Origin of the sequence: Corynebacterium sp. H130 (genome assembly GCF_037572395.1) — a bacterium.
Classification (GTDB): domain Bacteria; phylum Actinomycetota; class Actinomycetes; order Mycobacteriales; family Mycobacteriaceae; genus Corynebacterium.
In genome coordinates, this window is sequence record NZ_JBBHLA010000005.1 from 145,890 (window position 1) to 168,591 (window position 22,702).

At 58.3% G+C, this 22,702-nt stretch carries 25 protein-coding genes and 2 riboswitches; of the genes, 13 read left to right on the top strand and 12 right to left on the bottom strand.

What is annotated here, in order from left to right:
• The first annotated feature begins 6 nt into the window (after positions 1 to 6).
• The 6 genes from WG939_RS10510 (at position 7) to thiC (ending at position 4,983) form a co-directional block, all read left to right on the top strand.
• Complete coding sequence (locus tag WG939_RS10510; protein ID WP_339985515.1) at positions 7 to 663, top strand: hypothetical protein; 657 nt, start codon at positions 7 to 9, stop codon at positions 661 to 663.
• Between the two features lie 13 nt (positions 664 to 676).
• Positions 677 to 835: riboswitch (cobalamin riboswitch) on the top strand.
• A gap of 44 nt (positions 836 to 879) precedes the next feature.
• The gene (locus tag WG939_RS10515; protein WP_339985517.1) at positions 880 to 1,527 is read left to right on the top strand and encodes an energy-coupling factor ABC transporter permease; all 648 of its coding nucleotides are present in this window, start codon (positions 880 to 882) and stop codon (positions 1,525 to 1,527) included.
• On the top strand, positions 1,524 to 1,811 hold the full coding sequence (locus WG939_RS10520; protein WP_339985519.1) for an energy-coupling factor ABC transporter substrate-binding protein: 288 nt from the start codon (positions 1,524 to 1,526) through the stop codon (positions 1,809 to 1,811). Before WG939_RS10515 ends, WG939_RS10520 begins: the two co-directional genes overlap by 4 nt.
• Positions 1,780 to 2,466, top strand: a complete 687-nt coding sequence (locus tag WG939_RS10525; RefSeq protein WP_339985521.1) for an energy-coupling factor transporter transmembrane component T family protein — start codon at positions 1,780 to 1,782, stop codon at positions 2,464 to 2,466. The genes WG939_RS10520 and WG939_RS10525 overlap by 32 nt, the downstream gene beginning before the upstream one ends.
• On the top strand, positions 2,463 to 3,194 hold the full coding sequence (locus WG939_RS10530; RefSeq protein ID WP_339985523.1) for an energy-coupling factor ABC transporter ATP-binding protein: 732 nt from the start codon (positions 2,463 to 2,465) through the stop codon (positions 3,192 to 3,194). Before WG939_RS10525 ends, WG939_RS10530 begins: the two co-directional genes overlap by 4 nt.
• 7 nt (positions 3,195 to 3,201) lie before the next feature.
• Positions 3,202 to 3,315, top strand: a riboswitch (TPP riboswitch).
• The gene (thiC, locus tag WG939_RS10535; RefSeq protein ID WP_339985526.1) at positions 3,307 to 4,983 is read left to right on the top strand and encodes a phosphomethylpyrimidine synthase ThiC; all 1,677 of its coding nucleotides are present in this window, start codon (positions 3,307 to 3,309) and stop codon (positions 4,981 to 4,983) included. (Overlaps the previous riboswitch by 9 nt.)
• A 49-nt stretch (positions 4,984 to 5,032) precedes the next feature.
• On the opposite strand, the gene WG939_RS10540 is transcribed toward thiC, so the two are convergent.
• From WG939_RS10540 to WG939_RS10565, 6 genes are all read right to left on the bottom strand, one after another.
• Positions 5,033 to 6,205, bottom strand: coding sequence for an HNH endonuclease signature motif containing protein (locus WG939_RS10540; protein WP_339985528.1), 1,173 nt, complete (start codon positions 6,203 to 6,205; stop codon positions 5,033 to 5,035).
• An 84-nt stretch (positions 6,206 to 6,289) separates the two neighbouring features.
• Complete coding sequence (locus tag WG939_RS10545) at positions 6,290 to 6,523, bottom strand: hypothetical protein (protein WP_339985530.1); 234 nt, start codon at positions 6,521 to 6,523, stop codon at positions 6,290 to 6,292.
• Positions 6,514 to 7,479, bottom strand: coding sequence for a serine hydrolase domain-containing protein (locus WG939_RS10550; protein ID WP_339985532.1), 966 nt, complete (start codon positions 7,477 to 7,479; stop codon positions 6,514 to 6,516). The genes WG939_RS10545 and WG939_RS10550 overlap by 10 nt, the downstream gene beginning before the upstream one ends.
• On the bottom strand, positions 7,476 to 7,904 hold the full coding sequence (locus WG939_RS10555; protein ID WP_339985534.1) for an ArsR/SmtB family transcription factor: 429 nt from the start codon (positions 7,902 to 7,904) through the stop codon (positions 7,476 to 7,478). Before WG939_RS10555 ends, WG939_RS10550 begins: the two co-directional genes overlap by 4 nt.
• A 39-nt stretch (positions 7,905 to 7,943) precedes the next feature.
• Positions 7,944 to 9,533 (bottom strand): hypothetical protein, encoded by a 1,590-nt coding sequence (locus tag WG939_RS10560; protein ID WP_339985536.1) that lies wholly within the window; start codon positions 9,531 to 9,533, stop codon positions 7,944 to 7,946.
• Positions 9,526 to 11,211, bottom strand: a complete 1,686-nt coding sequence (locus WG939_RS10565; RefSeq protein WP_339985538.1) for a hypothetical protein — start codon at positions 11,209 to 11,211, stop codon at positions 9,526 to 9,528. Before WG939_RS10565 ends, WG939_RS10560 begins: the two co-directional genes overlap by 8 nt.
• A gap of 48 nt (positions 11,212 to 11,259) precedes the next feature.
• On the opposite strand from WG939_RS10565, the gene mnmA reads away from it, so the two are divergent.
• The 5 genes from mnmA to WG939_RS10590 all read left to right on the top strand — a co-directional run bounded on the left by mnmA (position 11,260) and on the right by WG939_RS10590 (position 15,615).
• A complete protein-coding gene (mnmA, locus tag WG939_RS10570; RefSeq protein ID WP_339985541.1) occupies positions 11,260 to 12,333 on the top strand; it encodes a tRNA 2-thiouridine(34) synthase MnmA in 1,074 nt (357 codons plus the stop codon).
• Positions 12,334 to 12,338: 5 nt separating this feature from the next.
• Positions 12,339 to 13,238, top strand: coding sequence for a hypothetical protein (locus tag WG939_RS10575; RefSeq protein ID WP_339985544.1), 900 nt, complete (start codon positions 12,339 to 12,341; stop codon positions 13,236 to 13,238).
• A gap of 89 nt (positions 13,239 to 13,327) precedes the next feature.
• On the top strand, positions 13,328 to 14,383 hold the full coding sequence (locus tag WG939_RS10580; RefSeq protein WP_339985546.1) for a hypothetical protein: 1,056 nt from the start codon (positions 13,328 to 13,330) through the stop codon (positions 14,381 to 14,383).
• Positions 14,384 to 14,461: 78 nt separating this feature from the next.
• A complete protein-coding gene (locus tag WG939_RS10585; protein WP_339985548.1) occupies positions 14,462 to 15,214 on the top strand; it encodes a hypothetical protein in 753 nt (250 codons plus the stop codon).
• A 5-nt stretch (positions 15,215 to 15,219) separates the two neighbouring features.
• Positions 15,220 to 15,615, top strand: a complete 396-nt coding sequence (locus tag WG939_RS10590; RefSeq protein ID WP_339985550.1) for a cupin domain-containing protein — start codon at positions 15,220 to 15,222, stop codon at positions 15,613 to 15,615.
• Here WG939_RS10590 and WG939_RS10595 read toward each other — a convergent pair.
• The 5 genes from WG939_RS10595 to WG939_RS10615 all read right to left on the bottom strand — a co-directional run bounded on the left by WG939_RS10595 (position 15,612) and on the right by WG939_RS10615 (position 19,493).
• Positions 15,612 to 16,571, bottom strand: a complete 960-nt coding sequence (locus tag WG939_RS10595) for a DUF4179 domain-containing protein (protein ID WP_339985552.1) — start codon at positions 16,569 to 16,571, stop codon at positions 15,612 to 15,614. The two genes, WG939_RS10590 and WG939_RS10595, sit on opposite strands and share 4 nt — an antisense overlap.
• The gene (locus WG939_RS10600; RefSeq protein ID WP_339985554.1) at positions 16,564 to 17,037 is read right to left on the bottom strand and encodes an RNA polymerase sigma factor; all 474 of its coding nucleotides are present in this window, start codon (positions 17,035 to 17,037) and stop codon (positions 16,564 to 16,566) included. The genes WG939_RS10595 and WG939_RS10600 overlap by 8 nt, the downstream gene beginning before the upstream one ends.
• A 406-nt stretch (positions 17,038 to 17,443) precedes the next feature.
• The gene (locus WG939_RS10605) at positions 17,444 to 17,968 is read right to left on the bottom strand and encodes a carboxymuconolactone decarboxylase family protein (protein ID WP_339985557.1); all 525 of its coding nucleotides are present in this window, start codon (positions 17,966 to 17,968) and stop codon (positions 17,444 to 17,446) included.
• Positions 17,969 to 18,039: 71 nt separating this feature from the next.
• Positions 18,040 to 18,636 carry a peroxiredoxin gene (locus WG939_RS10610; protein ID WP_339985559.1) on the bottom strand — a complete coding sequence of 199 codons (597 nt, stop codon included), beginning with the start codon at positions 18,634 to 18,636 and terminating at the stop codon, positions 18,040 to 18,042.
• A 185-nt stretch (positions 18,637 to 18,821) separates the two neighbouring features.
• On the bottom strand, positions 18,822 to 19,493 hold the full coding sequence (locus WG939_RS10615; RefSeq protein ID WP_339985561.1) for a 3'-5' exonuclease: 672 nt from the start codon (positions 19,491 to 19,493) through the stop codon (positions 18,822 to 18,824).
• 66 nt (positions 19,494 to 19,559) lie between these two features.
• Between WG939_RS10615 and ligA the strand changes: the two genes are divergently transcribed.
• A complete protein-coding gene (gene ligA, locus WG939_RS10620; RefSeq protein WP_339985563.1) occupies positions 19,560 to 21,590 on the top strand; it encodes an NAD-dependent DNA ligase LigA in 2,031 nt (676 codons plus the stop codon).
• On the opposite strand, the gene WG939_RS10625 is transcribed toward ligA, so the two are convergent.
• Complete coding sequence (locus WG939_RS10625; RefSeq protein WP_339985565.1) at positions 21,583 to 22,242, bottom strand: amino acid-binding ACT domain protein; 660 nt, start codon at positions 22,240 to 22,242, stop codon at positions 21,583 to 21,585. The two genes, ligA and WG939_RS10625, sit on opposite strands and share 8 nt — an antisense overlap.
• 163 nt (positions 22,243 to 22,405) lie before the next feature.
• Between WG939_RS10625 and gatC the strand changes: the two genes are divergently transcribed.
• Positions 22,406 to 22,699, top strand: a complete 294-nt coding sequence (gene gatC / locus WG939_RS10630; RefSeq protein ID WP_339985567.1) for an Asp-tRNA(Asn)/Glu-tRNA(Gln) amidotransferase subunit GatC — start codon at positions 22,406 to 22,408, stop codon at positions 22,697 to 22,699.
• The last annotated feature ends 3 nt before the right edge of the window (positions 22,700 to 22,702 follow it).

The following is a 22,702-nucleotide window of genomic DNA, read 5'->3' on the forward strand; positions in this document are numbered from 1 at the left end:
GATCTCATGGTTATTCGGGCACTGCAGCTGCTTGCTGCATTGTGCTTTGTTGGCCAATGGTTGTACATGGTCACGATTCGAGTCAGTGACCACACAATGATGATGCTGCCGATTTTGGCTGCGTTCTTGTTGCTGTGCACCGCTGTGGTCAAAGAAGTAACCATCCGCGGATTTGCCGTAATTCTTGCTGGTGGAGTGGTGAATTTCCTGTTCGGCTGGCTGATGGAAACTCTTGAAACAGTGCCACTGTATCTAGACCAAATCGGGGCCGTGATCGTAGCACTCCTCATCGGCCCTACAGCCGGTGTTGCCTCATCAGCACTTGGCGCCCTGATGTGGAGCTTCGTTTCACCCTTCGCGTTGCCGTACGCTGCAGCATCCGCGGTCGCTCCCTTCGTGGCCGGAATCTTTAAGAAGATGGGCGGGTTCTTCAGCATCTGGGCAGTAATCGTCTCTGCGCTGCTGGCGGGATTCGCCGTTGGCTTGGTAGCTACCCCCATTCGGCTGGTCCACAACGACAGTGTCCAGGTTGGGGAAGTGTTGTGGCAGGCGATGGTCGGCACCTTTACCGCTGATGGGTGGGCGTCGGACCCGATAGACAAGGTCGTTATTTTTGTCGTCGCATATTTGGTTACCCCTTATATAGCGAAACGCTTGGGCTAGTCTTTTGGGCCCGGTAATCTGAGGACGCTGCAATGCTTACGGGAATTTTATAGCGGCCCTCGCCACTGTACGTGTTCGCTTGAGCCCGCCGTAGTCACTGGGAAACTGGGAAGGCTACGGCACTAGTGCGATGAACATCAGCCAGGAGACCGATTGCAGCAGGTGTACATCTGAAGGTCTGTGAGATGGCGGACCTCATGTCGAAAGTAGATCCTCATGCATATTGCTGAAGGCTTTTTGCCAATCGAACATGCGGTGGGTTGGGCAGCACTTGCCACGCCGTTTGTAGTTCACGGTGCATTGGCTGTGAACAAACAAGTCCGGGAAAACCCGGAAACCAAAATGCTGCTGGGAGCAGCTGGAGCCTTCACTTTTGTGTTGTCTGCTCTAAAGATCCCGTCTGTAACGGGGTCGTCTTCCCACCCCACTGGTACCGGGTTCGGGGCCATCGTGTTCCGGCCACCCGTCATGGCATTCATAGCCACGGTGGTGTTGATTTTCCAATCCCTGTTGCTAGCTCATGGTGGGTTGACCACGCTCGGCGCCAACGTGTTTTCCATGGGTGTCGTGGGCCCGTGGGTTGCTTTTGGGGTGTGGACGCTTCTAAAGAACGTAGGCCGTGACGTAGCAGTATTCTGTGCGGCGTTCTTCGGTGATCTCTCCACCTATGTGGTGACGGCCCTCCAATTGGCACTTGCGCATCATGATGGTGGTTTCATCGGCTCCGCGGGGACTTTCCTCGCGTTGTATGCGCCTACTCAGCTGCCGCTGGCCGTGGTGGAGGCCTTGGTCACGGTGGTGCTGTTCCGTACGGTGACCACTATCGCTTTGCCGGAACTGCGGATGTTGGGGGTGCGAGCATGAAAAACTGGCTCCTGATTATTGCAGCACTAATCATTGCTGCCGCCCCAATGTTCTTCTTAAACTCCGAATTTGAAGGATCTGACGCAGGCGCGGAAGCGGTCGTCGCTGAGCAAGCACCCGAGTATGAGCCGTGGGCTGCTCCGCTCGTTGGTGAGCTGCCCGGCGAAGTAGAGTCCGGGTTGTTCGCGCTGCAGGCTGCCGTGGGGGCGGGCGTCCTCGGGTATGCTCTGGGCTTCTACCGCGGTCGTAACCGTGAATCCAATCGAACGAGCAGCGGCGTCTAGTCGCTGGGCGCAGGTCAATGTGGGGGAGAAAGCCCTGTTCTTCCTGGGGCTTCTCCTGCTGACCTTGATCCTGCCACCACGGGGCTTGCTGCCCATTTTTGTCATCTTGATTGGCGCAGCAGCGTGGATTCATGTCCCGCCTCGTCTGCTGACGGTGCTCGTGGCTGCTCCTGCGGCGTTCATCGCCGTGGGGGTGGGGCCACTGATCTTTAGCTTTGGGGCGGACGGTATCACCTATCTTGGTTGGGAAAACGCTGTTTACGTCGTGATTCGCTCTACCGTTGCCATGACCGCGACGATGCTGTTCGCGCTCACCACACCTCTTCCTGAAATTTTGGGATTCCTTCGGCTGCCGCGAGCGCTGTCGGAGGTGGTGTCGCTGATGTATCGCTTTATCGGAAGTATGGCGCAAACGGCCGTGTCGATGAGGCAGGCACAGGCGCAGAGACTCGGTCGCCTGAGTATCTCCTCCGCAGGGATGCAGGCGAGCTCGCTGTTCCTCATTACTTTCCTCCGCGCCCGCGCGTTGCAGGAAGGTTTGGAGCTTCGCGGCGATCCGGCCTCGCTCGCCGTTTCGACCGTAAAACGCCCCGTTAGGTGGGGTTTCGTACTTGCTACATGCGCCTGCTTTGTCGCACTATGGGTCCTGACATGAAACTTGACAATGTGTCGTTCAAACACGACGACTGGGTGCTCCGTGGCATCTCTCTTGACGTCCCTGCGGGTGCCCGACTAGCGATCCTCGGCGCCAACGGTTCCGGAAAGTCGACCCTGCTCAAACTCATGGCGGGCGCGTGGCGACCAGCCGAGGGGACTATTTCGCTCGAGAAGCCCTACGACTATTCTCGCCGCGGTCGTCGCCACATCCGCGAACAAGTTCAGCTGGTCCTCCAGGAACCCGACGATCAACTCTTCGCCCCGACCGTCTTGCAAGACATCTCCTACGGCCCGGTGAACTTGGGGGCGTCGGACGTCGAAAAGCGGGTTGCCGATGCCATGGGGCTTGCCGGCGTCACCCACCTCGCCGACCGCGTGCCTCACCGGCTCTCCTACGGGCAGCGCAAACTTGTCGCACTCGCTGGGGCACTGGCCATGCGACCGCGCTTTTTGCTTCTCGACGAGCCGACGGCTGGCCTCGACCCAATCGCGGTGCGCTCTCTATTGTCGGTGCTTGCGGGGCTGGATTGTGCCGTCGTGTTGACCACTCATGATGTGGATTTTGCTTGGGAGTTTGCCTCGGACATCGCGGTGCTACGGGAGGGAACGCTGGAGGTGGGGAAGTCCCAATTGCTCCAGCCGTCGGAGCTGGGGATGCCGTGGGCGCCGGTGGTTTCTTCAGTTCTTGAAAAACCGGTTCATACGCCCGAGGATTTGTTAGACTGAGACAACCATTTTGTCACACGGGAGCAAAGCCGATTCTTTGCTGAGAGGACGCAACACGCGGAGCGTCGACCGTTTAACCTGTCCGGATAATGCCGGCGTAGGGAGGAATTTCATGTCTAAGTCTGCTCTGCCTGAAAACGGAACCGTCACCACGGGACCGATTTACCGCAGTCACAAGGTTTACAACGAAGTTCCCTTTGGTGATCTGACGCTTCGCATTCCAGCGCGTCGCATCGATCTGACCACTGGTGAGCATTTCGACGTGTACGACACCTCGGGTATCTACACGGAGGATAACCCAACTCTGGACCTGGAAAAGGGCCTGGAGCCAGTGCGTACGTGGGAGCGCCACGAGGCAGTTCCTGCGTCCGAAGAGCACCCTGAATTGAAGGTGCAGACGCAGCTGGCGTGGGCTCGCGCCGGTGTGATCACACCTGAGATGGCGTACTGTGCGGCTCGTGAGGGCATGACCCCTGAGTTCGTGCGCTCCGAGGTTGCTGCTGGTCGCGCTGTTATTTGCGCGAACAAGAATCACCCGGAGATTGAGCCGATGATCATCGGTAAGGCGTTCGCGGTGAAGATTAACGCCAACATCGGCAACTCTGCTGTCACTTCTTCCATCTCCGAAGAGGTGGAGAAGATGGTGTGGGCGACCCGCTGGGGTGCGGACACCATCATGGACCTGTCCACGGGCAAGGACATCCACGAGACTCGCGAGTGGATCCTGCGCAACTCCCCAGTGCCAGTTGGTACCGTGCCGATCTACCAGGCATTGGAAAAGGTTAAGGGCGATCCAACCAAGCTGACGTGGGAGATCTACAAGGAAACGATCATCGAGCAGTGCGAGCAGGGCGTTGACTACATGACCGTCCACGCGGGCGTGCTGTTGCGTTACATCCCGCTGGCTGCTGATCGTGTCACTGGCATCGTGTCCCGTGGTGGTTCCATCATGGCTGCGTGGTGCCTGAAGGAGCACCGCGAGTCCTTCCTGTACGAGAACTTCGCTGAGCTCTGCGACATCCTGGCTAAGTACGACGTCACGTTCTCGCTTGGCGACGGCTTGCGCCCAGGCTCCATTGCCGACGCTAACGACGAGGCGCAGCTGTCCGAGCTGCGTACCCTCGGCGAGCTCACCTTGATCGCTCGTTCCCGCGGCGTCCAGGTCATGATCGAGGGCCCGGGCCACGTGCCGATGCACAAGATTCCGGTCAACGTGGAGTGGGAAGAGGATTGGTGCCATGGCGCGCCGTTCTACACCCTTGGCCCACTGGCCACTGACATCGCGCCGGGCTATGACCACATCACCTCGGCTATTGGTGCAGCAATGATCGCCCAGGCTGGTACGGCGATGCTGTGCTACGTCACCCCGAAGGAGCACCTGGGTCTGCCGAATCGCGATGATGTGAAGGTGGGCGTGATTACGTACAAGATCGCAGCTCACGCAGCTGACCTCGCCAAGCAGCATCCGCACGCCCAGGAACGTGATGATGCGCTGTCGAAGGCTCGTTTCGAGTTCCGTTGGCATGACCAGTTTGCACTGGCGCTGGATCCGGATACGGCGCTGGAGTACCACGATGAGACGCTGCCTGCTGAGCCTGCGAAGACGGCGCACTTCTGTTCGATGTGCGGTCCGAAGTTCTGCTCGATGCGTATCTCGCAGGATGTGCGGGACTATGCGGAGTCGAAGGGGTTGACTTCTGTTGAGGCTATTGAGGCTGGCATGAAGGAGAAGTCTGAGGAGTTCGCTGCTGGTGGTGATCGCGTGTACTTGCCGATCTCTGCTGAGTAGCATTTGATGCACGCGCGCTAGCGGCCCCGCTTGTTGTTTAGCGGGGTCGCTAGTCGTCTTTAGTTAGCCTTCGAGCGTTGGATCTTCGAGCTTGTGGGCTGTTGTTTCTTCGATGGGTTCCGTCGGCGCACACCTGGACGGGCAGTCCGCTCAGCACCATCGCTATGTGGGCTTCGACGTAACTGTCGTCGTTCCAGCCGTGGTGTTTCGGGCACAGCGGGGCCAGGTTGTCGATACTGGTGGGGCCTCCGCGGCTCCAGGGGAGTACGTGGTGGGATTCGCATCGGCTGATTGCTTCGTCGCAGCCAGGGGAGGCGCAGCAGCCGTCCCGGGAGAACATTGCTAGGCGTTGGTGGAAGTTTGCGGATCGGCTTGCTGTGACCAGGGTTTTAACTGCGCCGTTGTGGTCATGGACGACGATGTAGTCGGTGATCCGGTGGCCGTCGAGGAGCGCGAGGTCGAAGAGGGTGAGGTCAATACCAACATTGCTGCTGAATTTGGTTTCCCAATTGAATTCGTCCTCTTCGGTGACTCCGATGACGAGAGAGCGGTGTCCGGTGTTGTCGACGCGGGTGGTGGATGCCCAACGTAGGACTTGGAAGAAGTTGTCGGCGTGGCGTTGCGCGACGGTGCGGGTGTCTTCTTTGCGACGATCATCGGTGGCCTGTTCGCCACGCCATGCATCGTCCATGAGAGACTTGAGCAGGGCAGCGTGGGCGGCCGGGGCGTAGCCGTGGAAGCTGCATCCACCGTGTTCGTCTTGTTCGCGCAGCTGGAAGCGACGCTGGTTGTAGGCCTCGTGCGGGTCCTTCGCCAGCCGGCGATTTTCCTCCCGGACAAGCTGCTTTGCGTAGGCGTGCGTCGCCTTGGGCGTGGAATCGAGCGCAGATGCAGCAGCCAGCTCGTAAATCTCGGTTCGTCGGTTGGATGCAGAAGAAAGCTTTTCCAGTGCCGAGAGGATGAGGTCCTGATGCTCGGCGGAGACCCCGGTTTTCCAGGGGCTGAGTGAGCGTCGATGAATGCGTCGGGCTTCGCCCGCAGATACGCCGGCACGTTCCAGCTCATGTCGCTCGCGCCCGGTTGCCATGTCAGTTTCCAGACGGGCGATAAGCTCCTTGATCTCCACAAGTTCGGGAAAATTCTCGAAAGACTCACCAAAGTCGACGGAGTGCTGAAGCAACTCCTTGACCTTGGTAAGCGTATTCATTCCCCCGAAATTCATAACTCCATTCTACCGTATCTACATTAGAACGCAATAGCTATTTCAAATCTGTGACAACAGTGAATGGAGTTAAAATCGAACATATTAGTTATGGCGTGGCCAGGTCGAAACGGCGGCGAGCGCGCCGCAAAGCAGCGCAATCACCCACCACAATCCGATCGGGGCCTTGGTCGTCCATTCGACCGGCCCCATGCAAATGAACCAAACGGAACCAAGCGTCACCAACGCATTCACAACCGCCATTAGCGGAGATCGCCTCTTCGTGTAGTAGATCTCAAAAGCGAGCCACAAAACGCATGCGGTGGGGATCAAGACCATGACAGCATCTCCTTTCCAAGGTCATCCAGGCTCGCGGTTGAGTCGGTATTAGCAAACGCCACCTTTGATCCGGAAGGGTCCACAATCAGAATGGTTCGGTAACCGCCAGTGCCACCGTTGTGGGAAGCGCCGTAAGAGCTGTGCTTCCAGGCGTAGGACGGGACTCCGACGCGTCGCAAATGCGCGGCAAATAGTGCCATGTCGTGGGCGGTGGAGCGGATTGAACCGGCTGGGGCGTAGCCGTCCATTTCCCAGTTGGCGGCAGGTTTTCCGCGCCCGTTGAGTCCCTGCGGTGCGTCCGTAGCGCTACCAATAGTGGCCACGTACGACTCATTCATTCCCAAAGGAGTGAAAATGTCTTGCTCGACCATCTTTTCCCAGGTCCGGCCGTCTTTTTCTGCCAGCAATTGGCCTAGAAAAGCGACGCCGAGGTTCGAATAATTGCGCTCGCCCTGGCCTTTCAATTTCGCATCCAGGGCCATGTCAAAGATCTTCTGGCGATCCACCTCGGCATAAGGGTTGCGCTCAATGAAAAGCGGAAGGAAACCCAACCCCGGGTTCCGTGGCAGGCCGGCCTCGTGGTTGGCGAGCTGCTCAAGGGTTGCAGAGCCAATCGGGGCACCGCGAGTGTCGATGATGTCGGAAACTTTAGTGTCCAGCCGAACTGTGCCCTTTTCGATGGCCTGTCGGAGCAATTCCGCTGTGAAGGTCTTAGTTACGGAGCCGATCTCCACCTCAGTGTGCTGGTCGGCGCCGAGTCCTGCGAATACTGGTTGATCGCCTTCGAGAACGAACGCGGTGACGTTGTGGGCGCCTCGCGGGGAGTTATCGGCAAGAAAGGTTGCTAGTTGGGGATTGCCGGTTTGGGTGTCGGCAAGCTTTACAGGTTGGGGGCCGAAAACGACGAGTGCTGCGACTGTCGCGAGCCCTATGGCGATGGCCAGTGCTTTTCTCATGTGTGGTCCTCGCTAGCTGCGATGATCGTGAGTAGTGGGATGACGCGGGCGGGTGGGATTTCAAAGGTGCCGTGGGTTTTGCGTACCCAGCCGGCGGATTGCAGCGCGCTGAGGTGGTGGTAGGCGGTGCCTGAGGAGGAAATGCCACTCTCGACCAGGTCGTTGACGCTGGCGGGACCTTCGAGGAGTCGGGCCAGGATGGCGTGTCGGATGGGGTGGGCGAGCGCACTGACGCGCTCGAGGGATTCGAAAAAGGCAGCGCCAGTCAAATGGCTGGCTGGACGGGTCCACGCGTACTGGTAGGTGCGATCGCCGAGTAAGACGTCGCCCTGGAAGCTGACGACGCCGTTTTCCAGTGAAGGCTGCTGAGCCTCCAGCGCTGCTAGTCGACGTTCTAAGTCATCAATACGTTGCTCCAAATCCATAATTCTAAAAATACAGAAATATGGAATCGGGTGCAATGCCTACAATACGAACGATCCACCTGTCAGCGCCATCGAGGTCCACCCGGTCTCCGGTGTCCACTGGTGCAACCGCCCAGTGGTGAGCATCCGGATGCGTTCAGGCGTGGCATCGACGATTCGCTGCGCGCCTTGTCGTTCAAAAGAAACCAGCAGCTCATCGCCCCAAAACTCCACCGACCCCCAGTCGTGTTTCACCGACACCCCGCGGTAAGGCTCGATGAAGCGGTCAATCGATGAATCGGCGAAAGCAATCGGAGCTTCGCCCAGCGGGAATACCTCTCCATGGAGCACCGCCACCACCTGGCTTTCAGAGGCCAACTTCAGCAGCGGATCGCGGCCAATTGGAGCAGCCAAAGAAACCCGATGGCTGAACTCACCGGTACGTGCATCGTAGGCCTCAACCAGCGGCAACCCGACGGCAGCGATCCAAAGATACTTCTCATCCGCTGCCACATGCCCCGCCTGGAAAACCTGCTCCGAAACCGGAGCCTTAGACAACGGGACGACAGTTGCATCCACGATGTATCCCTTCGTTTGCCAGCCGTTGGGGGAGTAATCGTTGAACTCCTCCTCAGCCGTAGCAAGCTGCTGCAACACCACATCATTGTTGTCCGACACGACCGCATACAAGGATTCGATCTGCAGCCAAGTGTTCGTGCGGTCAATGTCGTAAGCCCACCAGCTGAAATGCCCCGCGAGAGTGACATCGCCAGATATCGGACTGTCCGAGATGAGCTGTGCGCACCAGCCGTCGCCAAGCGCGAGTCCGTGCCACCACGCTTTCTGCTTCTCGACGACCGGAGGCTGCCCGTCATGTCTAACCTGGCACCTCACTTCGCACTGCAACCCCGAAATCGCGCCGGGAGAGGTGTTGAAGCGAAGTGGCATCGGGGTGACGTCGCCGACGGTCCAATCGACCTTGTGGTATTCGAGTGCGTCCTTTGTCACGTGGATGCGGAGTCGGCCGTCGGTAAGCGGCGGGAGGCGGTCGATCGAACCCGGAAGGGTGGGTGCTGGTTTGGGGCTGATGACATTGCCGAATTCATCGCGGGGGACCGTGGGCCCATTCCAGACGGCGTCGAAGAAGTCGAGGATGGTGAGGGAGGAGGCTGTAATGCGGAAATCTGGGTACTCAGCGGCCAGGACGATGCCATATTCTTGATCGACGTCAACGAGGACTTGATCATATTTCAGTCGCCACGTCGGGCGACTGATCACGCTGCTGTTGCCGTGGAGATCGAATTCTTGGCTCCAGATTCGAGCTAGGAAGGGGTTCGGTTCGATCGAGGTGAGCAAAGTGCCCGAAGGGTAGTGGCCTGGTATCTCCTCGTCTCCGGTGCGGCCAAAGACCCACATCGACTCCCGGTTTCGGATGGCCAGTGGCTTATCATCTCGGGAGATGGTGAGTAGCCCGCGGTAATCCCAGCGGCTGATTGTGGCCCCATTCCAGTTGGGGTGAAACAAGACCGTGGGGCCAAAGAACATGAATTGTTCCGGTGGGCCAGGTGGTGTGCCAGTGACCTCGACGGTGACTTGGTACGTCACACATTCGGCCCGGGCATACAAGCGCGTAAGGTCCTGCTTATTCAAAAGATGCCTCCACAAAGGTCCAATCGTTTTCTGGCCGCCACTGCCAGATCTTCTGATCGGCGAGCACAACAAGGTGTTCGGGTGCACCGCGCACGATCCTCTCGACGGATCCCTCAAACGAAGTAATAAGCGAGCCGTCCGCAGGATCAAAGAATCGGGTGCTTTCTTCCGACCATTCCATGATGACGCTGTGGAACCGCTGAGCGTTCACCCAATCAATCCCAGCAAGGGGAGCAGTTTCTGATCCCTCCGCCGTGAAGAACCGCACCTTATCACCCACGATCGTGACGATGAGGCCTGCAAACCAAAATGCATCAATTCGGATGAAAGTGCTAATTCCTACGGGAACGGGCTCAGGGGAGGTGAGCGGAATTTCGGATACGCCGGCGATGACGAGCATCATCTGGTCAGTGTCGGTGACAGAATCAATGCGGTTGCGAAGCGAGATTCCGTGATCAAATTCCCGGCACATCGGGTTTGTTGTCTGCAACTCAGTGGAACCGGAAAAAGTCTTCCCGGAGTGAAGCACAAAAATCTGCTCCCCATAAGTCATCACGACGCCATGTTCAGGATCGGCTTCCAACTTCCGATGCTGGTCTAGTGGCGCGGGGACGTGCACCCGCCGCAGCAATTCGCCCGTCTCCAAGGAATAGGCGTCAACAGCTGGAATATCGACGCATGCTGCCCATAGCACCTCATCGTCGGCGAGCATGTACCCGTAGCCTGGCTGCCACTGCACCAGCGGCGGGGGATCGACGCTGAACCCATCAATGATGAATTCCTCCGCTTTCCACTCACCCGCCGTAGGGACTGCAGAGGCATCGGCTACCGGAAGGAAGTGCTGCTCTTCAGCATCTGCATGCGACAGGACTGCATGGATCGCCGTGATCTCCACGTAAGTGACTGGGCAATGGAGATTGTCGAGGTCATAGAAGAAACCGGTCAGTTCCTGATCCCCGCGTCGCGGTTCGTTGGTGGAGTAGGTCGCGGTCCAGCCCCTGCTGATCAGCAAGCCGTGCCAGTTGGGGTCCGGTTCACCGTTATCAATATGAACCCAGCCACGAATGGTCTGCTCGCATTGCGGGTGCCAAGCCTGGCCCGTGGAAAATTGCAGCGCGAGTGGCACGTGATTGCCCACGCGGTACTCTTCCAGCTCGCCCTGCAGCTCGTGCCGGTTGGTGATCACCCGCAGCTCGGTGTCCAAAGCGGGCAGAGTATCGACGACCCGTCCCTCGAATTCCGTGGGCAACACGATCTTTCTGGTTGGCCCGGTCCACGTGGCATTCAGAGAACCGGGAAGGAGTTCGAAGGACGTCGATAAGAGCGATGCGCGCGGTGACCGCAGCCCCAGCCGCACCCCGGTCTCTTTGTCCACGATGACAGACGCGCGGGGTTCCATGACTAGCTCCAGAGCGGGGCGACCGAGGAACTCGGTTTCTGATACCGTGTGCTCGCCGAGCTCCTCGTAAAACTCATCATCGTCCAGCGCGAGGACGGCGATCCCCTCCCACCTAGGGAGACGGAAGCCCGGCTGTGCGAGAGGAAGGTCATCGTCAAAGCGCCACGTCACCGAGCCGTTGTACCAATACCAATTTTTGCCGCCGCGAGTGATGCGCACGTGCGAGCCACAACGCTCGAGCACATAGTCGTCAAATACCAGCCGGTAGTGGACATTCATGACCCCAGGCTACCGTCGACTAAGCTAGTCCACCTGAAAGGGGAAAACATGCGAGTTCTGGCAGCAATGAGTGGCGGCGTCGATAGCGCGGTGGCGGCAGCCCGCGCAGTAGAGGCCGGCCATGACGTGGTTGGGGTGCATCTGGCGCTCTCGCGCGATCCACAAGCCGTGCGTGAATCCGCTCGTGGCTGCTGCTCCTTGGAGGATTCCGCGGACGCGCGCCGGGTCTGCGACAAGCTCGGCATCCCGTTCTACGTGTGGGATTTCTCGGATCGCTTCAAAGAAGATGTCATCGATGACTTTGTCGACTCCTACGAACGCGGCGAAACCCCAAACCCTTGCCTGCGCTGCAACGAGAAGATCAAATTCCGTGCGCTGCTTGAACGAGCCATGGCGCTCGGCTTCGATGCCGTAGCCACCGGCCACTACGCCAAGATCATCGATGGTCACCTGCGCCGCGGCGACGACCCGCAAAAGGACCAGTCCTACGTCCTCGGCGTGCTGACCCGCGAGGAACTCGACCACTGCATGTTCCCGGTAGGAGACACCCCGAAGCCGCAAATTAGGGAAGAGGCCGCTCGGCACGGGTTTTCCGTGGCAAAGAAGCCGGATTCCTATGACATCTGCTTCATTCCGGACGGCAACACCCAGGCCTTCCTGGGCAAGCACATCGGTCTGCGACCTGGCCTGATCAAGGATCAGGAGGGCCACGTCCTGAAGCAACACCAGGGCGTCCACGAGTTCACCATCGGCCAGCGCAAGGGCCTCGACATCAAGCAGCCGGCCGCCGACGGCAAGCCACGCTACGTCACGGACATCAACGCTGCCACCGGCGAAGTGACAGTCGGCTCTCGAGCCGACCTGGCCGTCACCGGGATCACTGCCGACCGCCTCAAAGTCCTGCACACAGCAATGACTGGCACCATCGAATGCCAAGTCCAGGTGCGCGCACACGGCGAAGTTGTACCGTGTACGGCAGAAATCGGCCCGGAGAAGATGGAGCTGAAGCTGCACGAACCCCTCGAAGGCGTTGCGCGTGGCCAGGCCGCCGTCCTCTACCTACCCGACGCAGACGGTGACATCGTCCTCGGCTCCGGTACTATCTCATGCACCACGCGCTAGGAGTCATGCCGGGCACCTCGCTTGTCGACGCCGCCGACGTCCTCGCAGGTGAATGTTCAGTTTTGCCCCTACCGGTGCTGCCCGCTCGCGGTTTGGGCTCCGATCCCATCGGCCGTACAGCAGGCCTCCTGCCCTTCAACGTCGAGGCCGGGCCTCGAGCTTGGCAACTGGTCAACCGGCCTCAGCTAGTCACGCGCCGGGTGTGGGATCGACTGGAAGAGGACCTTGACCTGTGCGAACAGGTGTGGGGAACCTCGGTCCCATCGATCAAGGTTTCCGTCGTAGGCCCGTGGACCCTGGCAGCCTCACTGGAACTGTCCAACGGACACCGGGCAATCACCGACCCGGGAGCTCTCCGCGATATCCGCGAAGGGCTTGAATTCGGGCTGGCGGAACACGTCGCTGACGTGTGCAAACGCTTCTCTTGTGAGGTCATCACCCAGGTCGATGAACCACTTCTATCTGTGGTGCGCGCCGGAGGCTTGCAAGGCACCACGCAGTGGGAAACGATTCCGGCAATTCCCGAACCACAATTGATGAACTCCGACATTCTGCACCTCAGCACCCCTGAGTGGGACGTGCAAGTACCTCAAGTATTTGTATCCCGCGAACTCATTCGTGGCTCCGAAAACCTTGACGGGTTTGGGCAACTCGTGGCCAATGGAACCCGCGTAGGCCTCGGGATCAAGCCAGATCGAGTGGACGAGCTCAAGGAGAAGCCTCGCGCAGTCGCCGTTGAACTGGCGGCATTGTGGGATGAGCTGAGCCTCAGTCGAGAGTCGCTGGGGGAAGTCGATGTGTATCCGGTAGGCGTCGAAAAGCTCGCACTTGCCGACGCGGGGGCAGCAATCGCGTTCGCAAGGGCTGTAGCGGACATGCTAGTACGTGACGCGGGTGATTTATAGCAAAAAATGGGGGTATTTGCCCGCGAGAATCGTCAGCCAGTGGTTAGGTATTGTGATGTAGCAAATCGATATCAAAATTGGAGATTCTTGTGACGAACCCATTTGAGCAGCCGGGCAACCAGCCACAGCAGAACAAGCCGGAATGGCCGGCGTTCCCTGGTGCCTCTGAGCCTCAGCAAGCGCCAGAGCCGCAGCTTCAATCTCAGCCGCAACCACAGGCCCAGCCGTACCAGCAGACCCCTCCGCCACCGCCTCCTCCTTCCCAGGGGCAGCCAGCATTCCAGCAACAGCCATTCCAGCAGCAGCCGTTTCAACAGTCTCAGCAGCAGTTCCAGCCACAGTTCGCGCAGCAGCAGTACCCGCAGCAGATGGTTCAGGAACCGAAGAAGACCAATATCCTCGGCATCATCGCGCTTGGCCTGGCAATTCTTGGCACGATCCTGGCCTGCATCAAGGCCGTCATGGTCGTCGGCTGGATCGCACTGCCAATCGCGTTCATTATGGGCATCGTCGCCCTGTTCATGAAGAACCAAGGCAAGGCTGCGGCCATCTCCGCCATCGCTATCGCCGTGGTCGGTTCCATGATCGCGGGCGTCATGGCTTTCGTGTACTTCCTCAAGGACATCGACGACGAGATCACCGGCGGTGAAACCGTTGTGTCCGGCGGTAACTCGGGTGGCTCGCCGAAGGGCCTCGTTGGTGGCAAGGACGAAAAGGGCACCTCGCGCGAGAACCCACTGCCGCTCGGTTCGACCATCGAGAACAACGATTGGGAAGTCACAGTGAACTCCGTCGAATTCAAGGCTGATGCTAAGATCAAGGCTGAAAACCCTTACAACGACGATGCCAAGCCTGGTAATGAACAGATCCTGGTCAACCTGACCTACAAGTACAAAGGCAACAAGCCAGAAGGCGAGTACCTGTTCCCAGTGGTCGACTTTGTCACCCCATCCGGAAACAGCATCTCTTGGACCGATACATTCCTCATGGCGCCTGACCGCATCGATTCCTCCAAGGTCATGTACAACGGTGCAACAGTCACAGGTAACCTCCCATTTGAGGTCCCAGCGGCTGACGCTCAAAACGGTGTCCTGGCCGTGACCCCTGGTTTTGTAGGAAACAAGCGCTTCTTTGAATTGAAGTAATACCTCGGGAACAAATCAGCCCTTCCGTGCATCCAAGCTTGTGACAGACAGTTGATGCACCAAGGAAGGGCTATTTTCATGTTCAGTGACGCACGTATCAAGGCAGCCAAGGACGTTTTTAACAAGATCGGTGAATCCGCCAAGAAGCAGGCAGAAAAACTCAACCCGACCGCGGCCTTCGAACAGGCCTTTGGCCCGGCAAAGTACCTGGCCCACAAGCACGTAGAGATCATTTACGACGAAGACCCAAATATTAGCCAGGCAGACGCCATCGCCACCCTGGAACGACGCCTCATGCAGCAGACCGCCGGCACCGGCGCTGCAGTAGGTGCCGCCGCCACCATGCCTGGCATCGGCACCATCACCGCCCTCGGCGGAGCTGTCGCAGACTCGGTGTCTTTCCTAGCCCTGTCTTGCGCGCACGTCTACGGCGTCATGAAGGTAATGAACATTGAGCTTCCCGACGAAGAGCACGAGCGCGCCCTCGTGATGAGCATTCTCCTCGGTGGCAGCAACTCGCCAGCAGTGAAGGAAGTCGCGGGGCAGGACTGGGGCCACTTCCTCCTGGAAAAGAAGTCCGTGGAGGTGATGAAGCAGGTCAACTTCCTGCTCGCCCGCCACTTCGCGCTACGCTTCGGAACCCGCTACGGTGTGTTCACCCTCGGCAAGGTCGTTCCAATGGGCGTCGGTGCAGCTCTCGGCGGTGGTGCAAACTACCTGCTTGCCAAGTCCGTCGTTGAAGCCACTCGTGCCACCGTCCTCGACATGTGCAAGGACATGGGTCGCAAGGATGAGGCCACTGACTTCCTGGAAGGTGAAGTGGTTGAATAGGGCCTATGGATACTAATAAGCCGGAAACATTTGGTGCTCCAGCGATTGTTGGCGCCGATGCCACTGTGATGCGACTGATGGAACAGGCGCCCGAAGCTCAGCCTGAACGCACACGTCCAGCAGTTCAGCGACTGCTCCAGGGCGACGGCGCCAACATCATTGCCTTCACCTTCGCGCCAGGGCAAGAGTTGCCAGAGCACAAGGCAGCCCACCCGATTACTGTGCAGTGTCTTGCCGGACAGCTGGATTTTGAGGTCGCCGGGGCCACAACGCGCCTTGAGCCTGGCGTAGTGGTGCACTTGCGGGACCACATTCCACACTCGGTTCTCTGCCCGGCGGACGCTCCGGGCCGAAGCATTCTCCTGCTCACAATGCTCACTGGTGAGCGTCACAGTTCCTAATTCAACCGGAGTTCCTGCACTTGCTCTGGATCCATGAGGTGCGGAAAACTCAGCGACGTGCTGCACTGTTGCTTACCCAACGTTTGATGGCAGGACAATGGTCCCGACGTGAGAGGGATGGCGTTGCCGCCTATCAGGGTGGCTTCCGCCGGACCGAGTTGTGAGTTGGGGCCTTCATACTCCAGGTTGATGGCAAGCGGAGACGCCTCGGCTCGAGTCACCGTGGTCTCACCAGCTCTTTGTCCCGCAGGAAGTTCCTTGCTCATCTCCTCGTAGCCAATATCGAACGAAAGCTTCCAGGTGCCCTCCGCCACGATGGTGCCGCCAACCGACGACAGATCTTTGAGTTTGACCTTTGCGGTTTTTCCTTGCAGCGAATCAATGCCGAACACTGAGGACTGCTCGACATATTGGATCGCATTATCGCCCGGATCTCGATCGAAGAAGTACGCGCTCCCTCCAAGTCCGGCATCACCCGGAATCCGGGTCATCGAATGCTGGAAATTGAGCCTTAGCAAGCCACTGTCTGACGGTTCGGGCAGATCAAACGCCGAGCCATCTTCCTTCTCGATCGTGTACACCACCGCAAAGTTGCGTGCGTCGCCAATAATAGAGTCAGCTGTAATTCGCACACCATTGCTCGTATCCGACGCCCCAATAGGCCTGCCAATCTTGTCCACAATTTCGGTTTTCGCCGGCTGGCCAAACAAATCAGAGGCCATCTCGGCAGGAGTAATACCAGTTGACGAGGTTACCGCCACGGCGCTTCCCGCAAGAGCCAACGCAGCGGTTCCCGCGATGAGGACACGCGAGGTTCCGCGGCGCCAGGCGAAGGCAGGTGTGCGCTTGCGAGGAGCAAGGGACACAATCAGCTGCTGTTTCCGTGCCTCCGACAATCCAATCTGCTCGTATTCTGTGGCCAACTGCTCACGAATGAGCGTATCCCTATCAAGCATGACGATCTCCAATCAATGATTCCCGCAGCGTGGCGCGGGCGCGGCTGAGTATCTGATACACGGCATCCGGCGTGCTGGGCAGCATCTCCGCAATCTCGGCTGCCCGGTAGCCTTCGTAGTAATGCAGGTACACAGCGATTCTTTGGTCGCGGGGGAGCGTGGCGATGGCGTCGGTAAGCGGGCCGTAGCTCGGCGCAGGCTTATCGACGGCCTCGGCCTCCTCTGCACGTAGCCGCCGGGCGGGTGACCTCAGCAGATCCTTGCACTTATTGCAGGTCACTCGGATAATCCAGGCCTTTTCATGCTCGGTGCTGGTGAAACGCTGTCGGTTGTCGAGTGCCTTGAGGAGCACCTCTTGACAGATGTCCTCGGCATCGGCGGTTGATTGCAGGTAGGAATGACAGAGTCGAACGATCAGATCGGAATATTCCCCGACCAGGCGTGTGGCCTCTGCTTGTCTATTCATAGGTTCCTTTCTAACTTTCACCTATAACACGACTGGGGAGGCCAGAATCTGACAGCGGAGAGAAAAAGAAAGAGCTGCGGAACTTGGTAGTTCCGCAGCTGTGTCAAGCAACCAATTGTTGGAGTAAGGCTACTTTGCGTTGCCTACGATCTCACCGATGACCTTGAAGATAGAACCCAGGGCCTCGAGAACGATGCTTGCAGTTTCCATAACGTATCTCCCTTCTTGGAAATGAAAATGTGTGCGCGTTCCATGATGGCTTGGTGGAATAGCGTTGCCAATGACTTGGCCGAAACACGGTACTTTCGCACCCACCCTTATTGGGGGAGTATTTCAAGAAGGGGGAGTTCTCAAAATGAAAACCCACCGCTTCATTTGAGGCGATGGGTTTTCAACGAGGAATGGGCTACTTAGCAGCCTCGATCTGGACAGCCTGTGCTACAGCGTTGACCACAGCGCCGATCTTCACTGCCTCCCAGACCTGCTCCTTGGTCAGGCCTTCAGCCTTCACGGTCTCTGCGTGGGAAACGAGGCAAGCCTCGCAGCCGTTCATTGCGGAAACGGTGGTGGACCACAGCTCGAAGTTGGCCTTCTCAACGCCAGGGTTGGTGATGATGTTCATGCGCAGGCCCATCTTGACCTGGGAGTAATCATCGCCGAGCATGTGGCGAGAGCGGTACGCAACATTGTTCATTGCCATGACGGTGGCAGCGCCGAAAGCGGCGTTCAGTGCTTCGTCGGAGAGGTGGGTCTTTGCCTCGTCGACGATCTCGGAGATCACGGTGTCGTTCTTGGTAGCAGCTGCAGCTGCAACGAGAGCGCCCCAGAGCTGCTCTTCATTCAGCTCGGTGGAACGGGTGAGGGAACCGATGTTGAGCTTCTGGTCCTTTGCCCACTCTGGCAGGGAAGACTTCAGGTTATCGATGGACATTATTTCTCCTTCGTCGGAATTTGGGTAAAAAGGTGCCCCGCTGGCTCGACCGGCGGGGCAAGGTGGGGATCCTACTTCAGGGATTCCTGTACAACCTCGAGCTTGTCGATGTTCTTGGTTGGGTCGTTCTTCTGCCAGTTGCAAGCACAGACCTCTTCGGACTGCAGAGCGTCGAGAACACGCAGAACTTCGTCAACGTTACGGCCAACAGCGTCTGGGGTGACGGAGACGAACTGGATAACGCCGTCTGGGTCGATGATGAAGGTAGCGCGGTCAGCAACGCCACCCTCGTTCTCAACGCCCAGTGCGCGGATCAGGTCATGGCGCACGTCAGCGAACATCGGGAATGGAACGGTCTTCAGCTCTGGGTGGGTTGCACGCCAGTTGAAGTGGGAATACTCGTTGTCGGTGGATCCGCCGAGAACAACGGTGTCGCGATCCTCGAACTCCTCGTTGAGCTTGCCGAAGGCAGCAATTTCAGTTGGGCAAACGAAGGTGAAATCCTTTGGGTAGAAGAAGACGATCTTCCACTTGCCCTCGTACTTGTCCAGGGAAACCTCTTCGAAGTAATCCTCTGGGGACTGAGCGTTAACCTCGTGGAGGTCGCCACCCTTGAGTGCAGTCAGCTTGAACTCTGGGAACTGCTCTCCAACGGTCAAGATTGCCATGTGTGTTCTCCTCGTTTGAAGTGTTTACCGGAGCGTGTGCCCCGGTCCTGATAGCCATTATGCCTGCGCTTGCAACACCCGGCAAGAGTTTCATGCTGTGGGTGTATTAATCACTGATAGTAAAAGCTAATCTAGGGGTCCATGCTGCAGGGAAAGTGTTTAGCTATTAATTAAACAGTGGGTAATTAGCTTTGCATGGGCCAGGAGAGGTTAACGGAGCTGGCGTCCGAGCCCTTGCCTTCTAGGTAGCGCTTGAAGCTTTCCTGGGAGCGGTAGTAACCCACTGCTTGAAATTCCATGAGCTCGTCGATTGGCATCGTGCCGAGATCGGGCCATTGGCGCACCTGCTTCCACGCAATGCGGGCGGCTGCGAGGGCGTCGGAGGTCGCCTCGTGTGCGTTGTCCAGTTTGACGTCGTAAAGCGCGCACAAATCGGTGAGCGTGCGCTTGCCCTTGCGGTAGGGGTCTTTGATCTTGTCGATGGCAAAAGGATCGTAGACCGGGCCGGAAACGACGAAGCCGGGGGAGAGCTGTCCGAGGACGGTGAGGTCATAAGGTGCATTGAAGACGATCAGAGTCAGGCCCTCCTCCCAGGCCTTTTGGATCGCCTGGACGGTGTGTGCAACTACCTCATCATGAGGCTTGCCGTGTTCACGAGCGTATTCCGTGGTGATGCCGTGTACTTTCTGGGCCTCGACGGGGATCTCCACTCCGGGGTCAGCGAGTAGCTCCTCGGGCTGCACATTGCTGCCCTCAATACGCACCAGCGCAGAGGTAACAATGCGCGCTTCAAAAGGATTGGCTGAGGTCGTCTCCAAGTCGAACGTCAGCATCTTGGATGGGCTAAAGGAAGTCATGCCCCAAACTTTAGACCGACCGCCGGACACGGGTGCCCCTAAGCGTTCGAAGTACAATCGGGGATCGTGACTGATATTCATGCGCAGCTGCGGAAACAATGGAACGATCTTGCCGAAGAAGTAAGGCGACACCGGGATCTGTACTACAACGGCACTCCGGAAATCCCTGACGCTGACTTTGACAAGCTGTTGCAGAAGCTTGAGTCTCTTGAAAGAGAGCATAGAGAGCTAGCTGTGCCCAACTCCCCAACGATGGAAGTCGGTGCACCAGCTAGTTCGTCATTCGCAAACGTGACACATCTGGAGCGGATGATGAGCTTGGACAATGTATTCGATGAAGTTGAGCTGCGTGATTGGATATATAGAACTCCGGCCACTCGGTATCTCACCGAACTGAAAATTGATGGGTTGTCCATCGACCTTGTGTATCGCCATGGAAAATTCCAGAGAGCCGCAACTCGCGGTGACGGTTGGACTGGAGAGGACGTGACTGAGAATGCACGTGTGATTCCAGATATTCCAGATGAATTGATTGATTCAGGCGAGTACCCGATCCCAGAAGTTCTCGAAGTTCGAGGCGAGGTGTTTATCGCGGTTGAAGACTTTGAAGAAGTCAACGCCCTGCGCGTATCCGAAGGTGGCAAGCCTTTCGCCAACCCTCGCAACGCCGCCGCTGGTTCCTTGCGTCAAAAGAGCCCGGAGGACGTGAAGAAGCGCAAACTGCGCATGATCTGCCACGGCATCGGTGCCCTCGAAGGCTTCGCCCCAACGAGTCAGCTGGACGCCTACCACGCGCTCAAGGCCTGGGGACTGCCCGTTTCCGAATACACGGAGGCAGTAGCTACTGCCGATGAGGTCGTGGCAAAGATGAAGTACTGGGAGGGCCACCGCCACGACGCGATCCACGAAATGGACGGCCTCGTGGTCAAGGTGGACGACATCGCCTCCCAACGCGCACTCGGTGCCACCGCCCGTGCGCCACGATGGGCTATTGCCTATAAGTATCCGCCGGAGGAAGTCACCACCAAGCTCCTCGACATCCAAGTCGGCGTCGGTCGCACCGGCCGTGTCACCCCATTTGCGGTGATGGAGCCGGTATTCGTCGCAGGCTCCACCGTCTCAATGGCTACCCTGCACAACCCTGGAGAGGTCAAGCGGAAAGGTGTCCTCATCGGTGACACCGTGGTCATCCGCAAGGCGGGCGAAATCATCCCCGAGGTCCTCGGCCCGATCGTCGAAAAGCGTGATGGCAGCGAGCGGGAATACGTCTTCCCAAAGAATTGCCCGGAGTGTGGCGCTGTGCTCGCACCCGCCAAGGAAGGCGACGCCGACTGGCGCTGCCCCAACACCCGTTCCTGCCCAGGTCAGCTCGGAGCGCGACTGACCTACCTCGCGGGCCGTGGCGCCTTCGATATCGAAGCGCTGGGGGAGAAGGGGGCCCATGACCTCATCCGCTCCGGCGTGCTTATCGACGAAGCAGAGCTGTTCAATCTTGATGAGGATGCCCTTGCTCGTACCAGCGTGTACGTAACAAAGGCAGGCAAGGTCAATGCTTCCGGCAAGAAGCTGCTTAAGAATCTGGCGGAAGCCAAGAACGTGGACCTGTGGCGAGTGCTCGTTGCACTGTCTATCCGCCACGTCGGCCCGACCGCTGCGCGAGCACTCGCAGCCCGGTATCGCTCGATGGAGGTGCTCCGGGACACTTCAGTGGAGGATTTGGCCACCACCGAGGGCGTGGGTGCGATCATCGCGCAGTCGTTCAAGGATTGGTTCGACGTTGATTGGCATCGCACCATCGTGGACACGTGGGCTGAGGCAGGCGTCACCATGGAGGATTCTGTCACTGACCTGCCGGAACAGGTGTTGGAAGGCCTGACCATTGTGGTGACCGGAACGTTGGAGGGTTTTAGTCGCGACTCCGCCAAGGAAGCCATCGTGTCACGTGGTGGCAAGGCAGCCGGTTCCGTGTCGAAGAAAACTACCTATGTGGTGGCCGGAGAAAACGCCGGATCGAAAGAAACTAAGGCCCGCGAACTGGGCGTTCCCGTTCTAAACGAAGCGCAGTTCGTGCAACTGCTGGAGACCGGCGCTATTTAAGGATCGAGCCGACGATATCGCAGAGCAGGCCAATCTGTTCGACTTCGGTGGCCAGGAAATCCGGGCCACCAGGTCGGCCAACCACGAGCATCAGGCCTGTGTTTCCGATTGGGGAGGCGCAGAGGGAGGCGTCGAGAAGGCGCCAACTTTCCGGCACCCACTTTTCTTCGTCGCGCAGCACACGCGCCTTGTCGACGTCCGCGTGAGGCGGGTGCGTCCCGTCGTCCTCGGGGGCGGCGCTGGAGGCTGCAAGGCGAGACATCGTGTCGCCATTGTCCAGCACAATTGCCCAACCCGAGGTCATGGTGCGGGGGAGCACGTCGACGAACTCTGCCATGGCTTTTTCTGGTTTGCGTAAGTTCTGCGCAACACCCGCCAGCATTTCGATCTGACCACGACGATCAACGCGACCCGAGAACGGGCGAATGGAATCGACGATCACGCCCGGCAGCGCCTGAGCAGCGGAGATGATGGCGTCAGGAAGCGTGCCCTGAGGCAGGGAAACGACGATATCGTCTGTCACCTCACCAGTGGTCGACTTTTCTACCACGTCCACGGATTCAATGTTGCCCTTAATCTGCCCCAAAGCATCAGCGAGACGACCGAGGCTACCAGGAGCATCAGGGATCATGACACGGATGAGATACGACATTGAAGTGGTCCGCCTTTCGCGGGGTGGGCAACACTATTCACAGAATATAACGAACGTCACTATGGTTTTGTTCCATTTCAACCCCTACGCGCCCCCAAGGTGCTGTTCAGCTACACTTTTTGAATAGCGTCTTTTGTCATAACTACCGAATGGAGTAACACTCGTGCCTGAGATTTCGCGCGAAGAGGTCGCTCACCTGGCTAAACTTTCCAGGCTTGCCTTGAGCGATGAAGAACTGGACATCTACGCAGAGCAGATCGACAGCATCATCGCAAACGTCAGCGCAGTCGGAAAAGTCGCAGCTGACGGCGTCAAGCCGATGAGCCACCCCCACGACATCGAAACCACCATGCGTGAAGACGTCGTGGAAAAGACCCTCACCGCCGAACAAGCACTCGACCAGGCGCCAGACGCTGCAGAGCAGCGCTTCGTTGTGCCACAGATTTTGGGGGAGTAATCC

Bases quoted from the DNA above. Each gene is read 5' to 3' on its own strand.
- WG939_RS10600 (WP_339985554.1), bottom strand. From the start codon at position 17,037: ATGAATAGACAAGCAGAGGCCACACGCCTGGTCGGGGAATATTCCGAT.
- WG939_RS10610 (WP_339985559.1), bottom strand. From the start codon at position 18,636: ATGGCAATCTTGACCGTTGGAGAGCAGTTCCCAGAGTTCAAGCTGACT.
- WG939_RS10605 (WP_339985557.1), bottom strand. From the start codon at position 17,968: ATGTCCATCGATAACCTGAAGTCTTCCCTGCCAGAGTGGGCAAAGGAC.
- WG939_RS10615 (WP_339985561.1), bottom strand. From the start codon at position 19,493: ATGACTTCCTTTAGCCCATCCAAGATGCTGACGTTCGACTTGGAGACG.
- WG939_RS10595 (WP_339985552.1), bottom strand. From the start codon at position 16,571: ATGCTTGATAGGGATACGCTCATTCGTGAGCAGTTGGCCACAGAATAC.
- WG939_RS10540 (WP_339985528.1), bottom strand. From the start codon at position 6,205: ATGAATTTCGGGGGAATGAATACGCTTACCAAGGTCAAGGAGTTGCTT.
- WG939_RS10575 (WP_339985544.1), top strand. From the start codon at position 12,339: ATGCCGGGCACCTCGCTTGTCGACGCCGCCGACGTCCTCGCAGGTGAA.
- mnmA (WP_339985541.1), top strand. From the start codon at position 11,260: ATGCGAGTTCTGGCAGCAATGAGTGGCGGCGTCGATAGCGCGGTGGCG.
- WG939_RS10590 (WP_339985550.1), top strand. From the start codon at position 15,220: ATGGATACTAATAAGCCGGAAACATTTGGTGCTCCAGCGATTGTTGGC.
- WG939_RS10585 (WP_339985548.1), top strand. From the start codon at position 14,462: ATGTTCAGTGACGCACGTATCAAGGCAGCCAAGGACGTTTTTAACAAG.
- WG939_RS10625 (WP_339985565.1), bottom strand. From the start codon at position 22,242: ATGTCGTATCTCATCCGTGTCATGATCCCTGATGCTCCTGGTAGCCTC.
- WG939_RS10555 (WP_339985534.1), bottom strand. From the start codon at position 7,904: ATGGATTTGGAGCAACGTATTGATGACTTAGAACGTCGACTAGCAGCG.
- WG939_RS10545 (WP_339985530.1), bottom strand. From the start codon at position 6,523: ATGGTCTTGATCCCCACCGCATGCGTTTTGTGGCTCGCTTTTGAGATC.
- WG939_RS10550 (WP_339985532.1), bottom strand. From the start codon at position 7,479: ATGAGAAAAGCACTGGCCATCGCCATAGGGCTCGCGACAGTCGCAGCA.
- WG939_RS10520 (WP_339985519.1), top strand. From the start codon at position 1,524: ATGAAAAACTGGCTCCTGATTATTGCAGCACTAATCATTGCTGCCGCC.
- WG939_RS10510 (WP_339985515.1), top strand. From the start codon at position 7: ATGGTTATTCGGGCACTGCAGCTGCTTGCTGCATTGTGCTTTGTTGGC.
- WG939_RS10565 (WP_339985538.1), bottom strand. From the start codon at position 11,211: ATGAATGTCCACTACCGGCTGGTATTTGACGACTATGTGCTCGAGCGT.
- WG939_RS10530 (WP_339985523.1), top strand. From the start codon at position 2,463: ATGAAACTTGACAATGTGTCGTTCAAACACGACGACTGGGTGCTCCGT.
- thiC (WP_339985526.1), top strand. From the start codon at position 3,307: ATGTCTAAGTCTGCTCTGCCTGAAAACGGAACCGTCACCACGGGACCG.
- WG939_RS10515 (WP_339985517.1), top strand. From the start codon at position 880: ATGCATATTGCTGAAGGCTTTTTGCCAATCGAACATGCGGTGGGTTGG.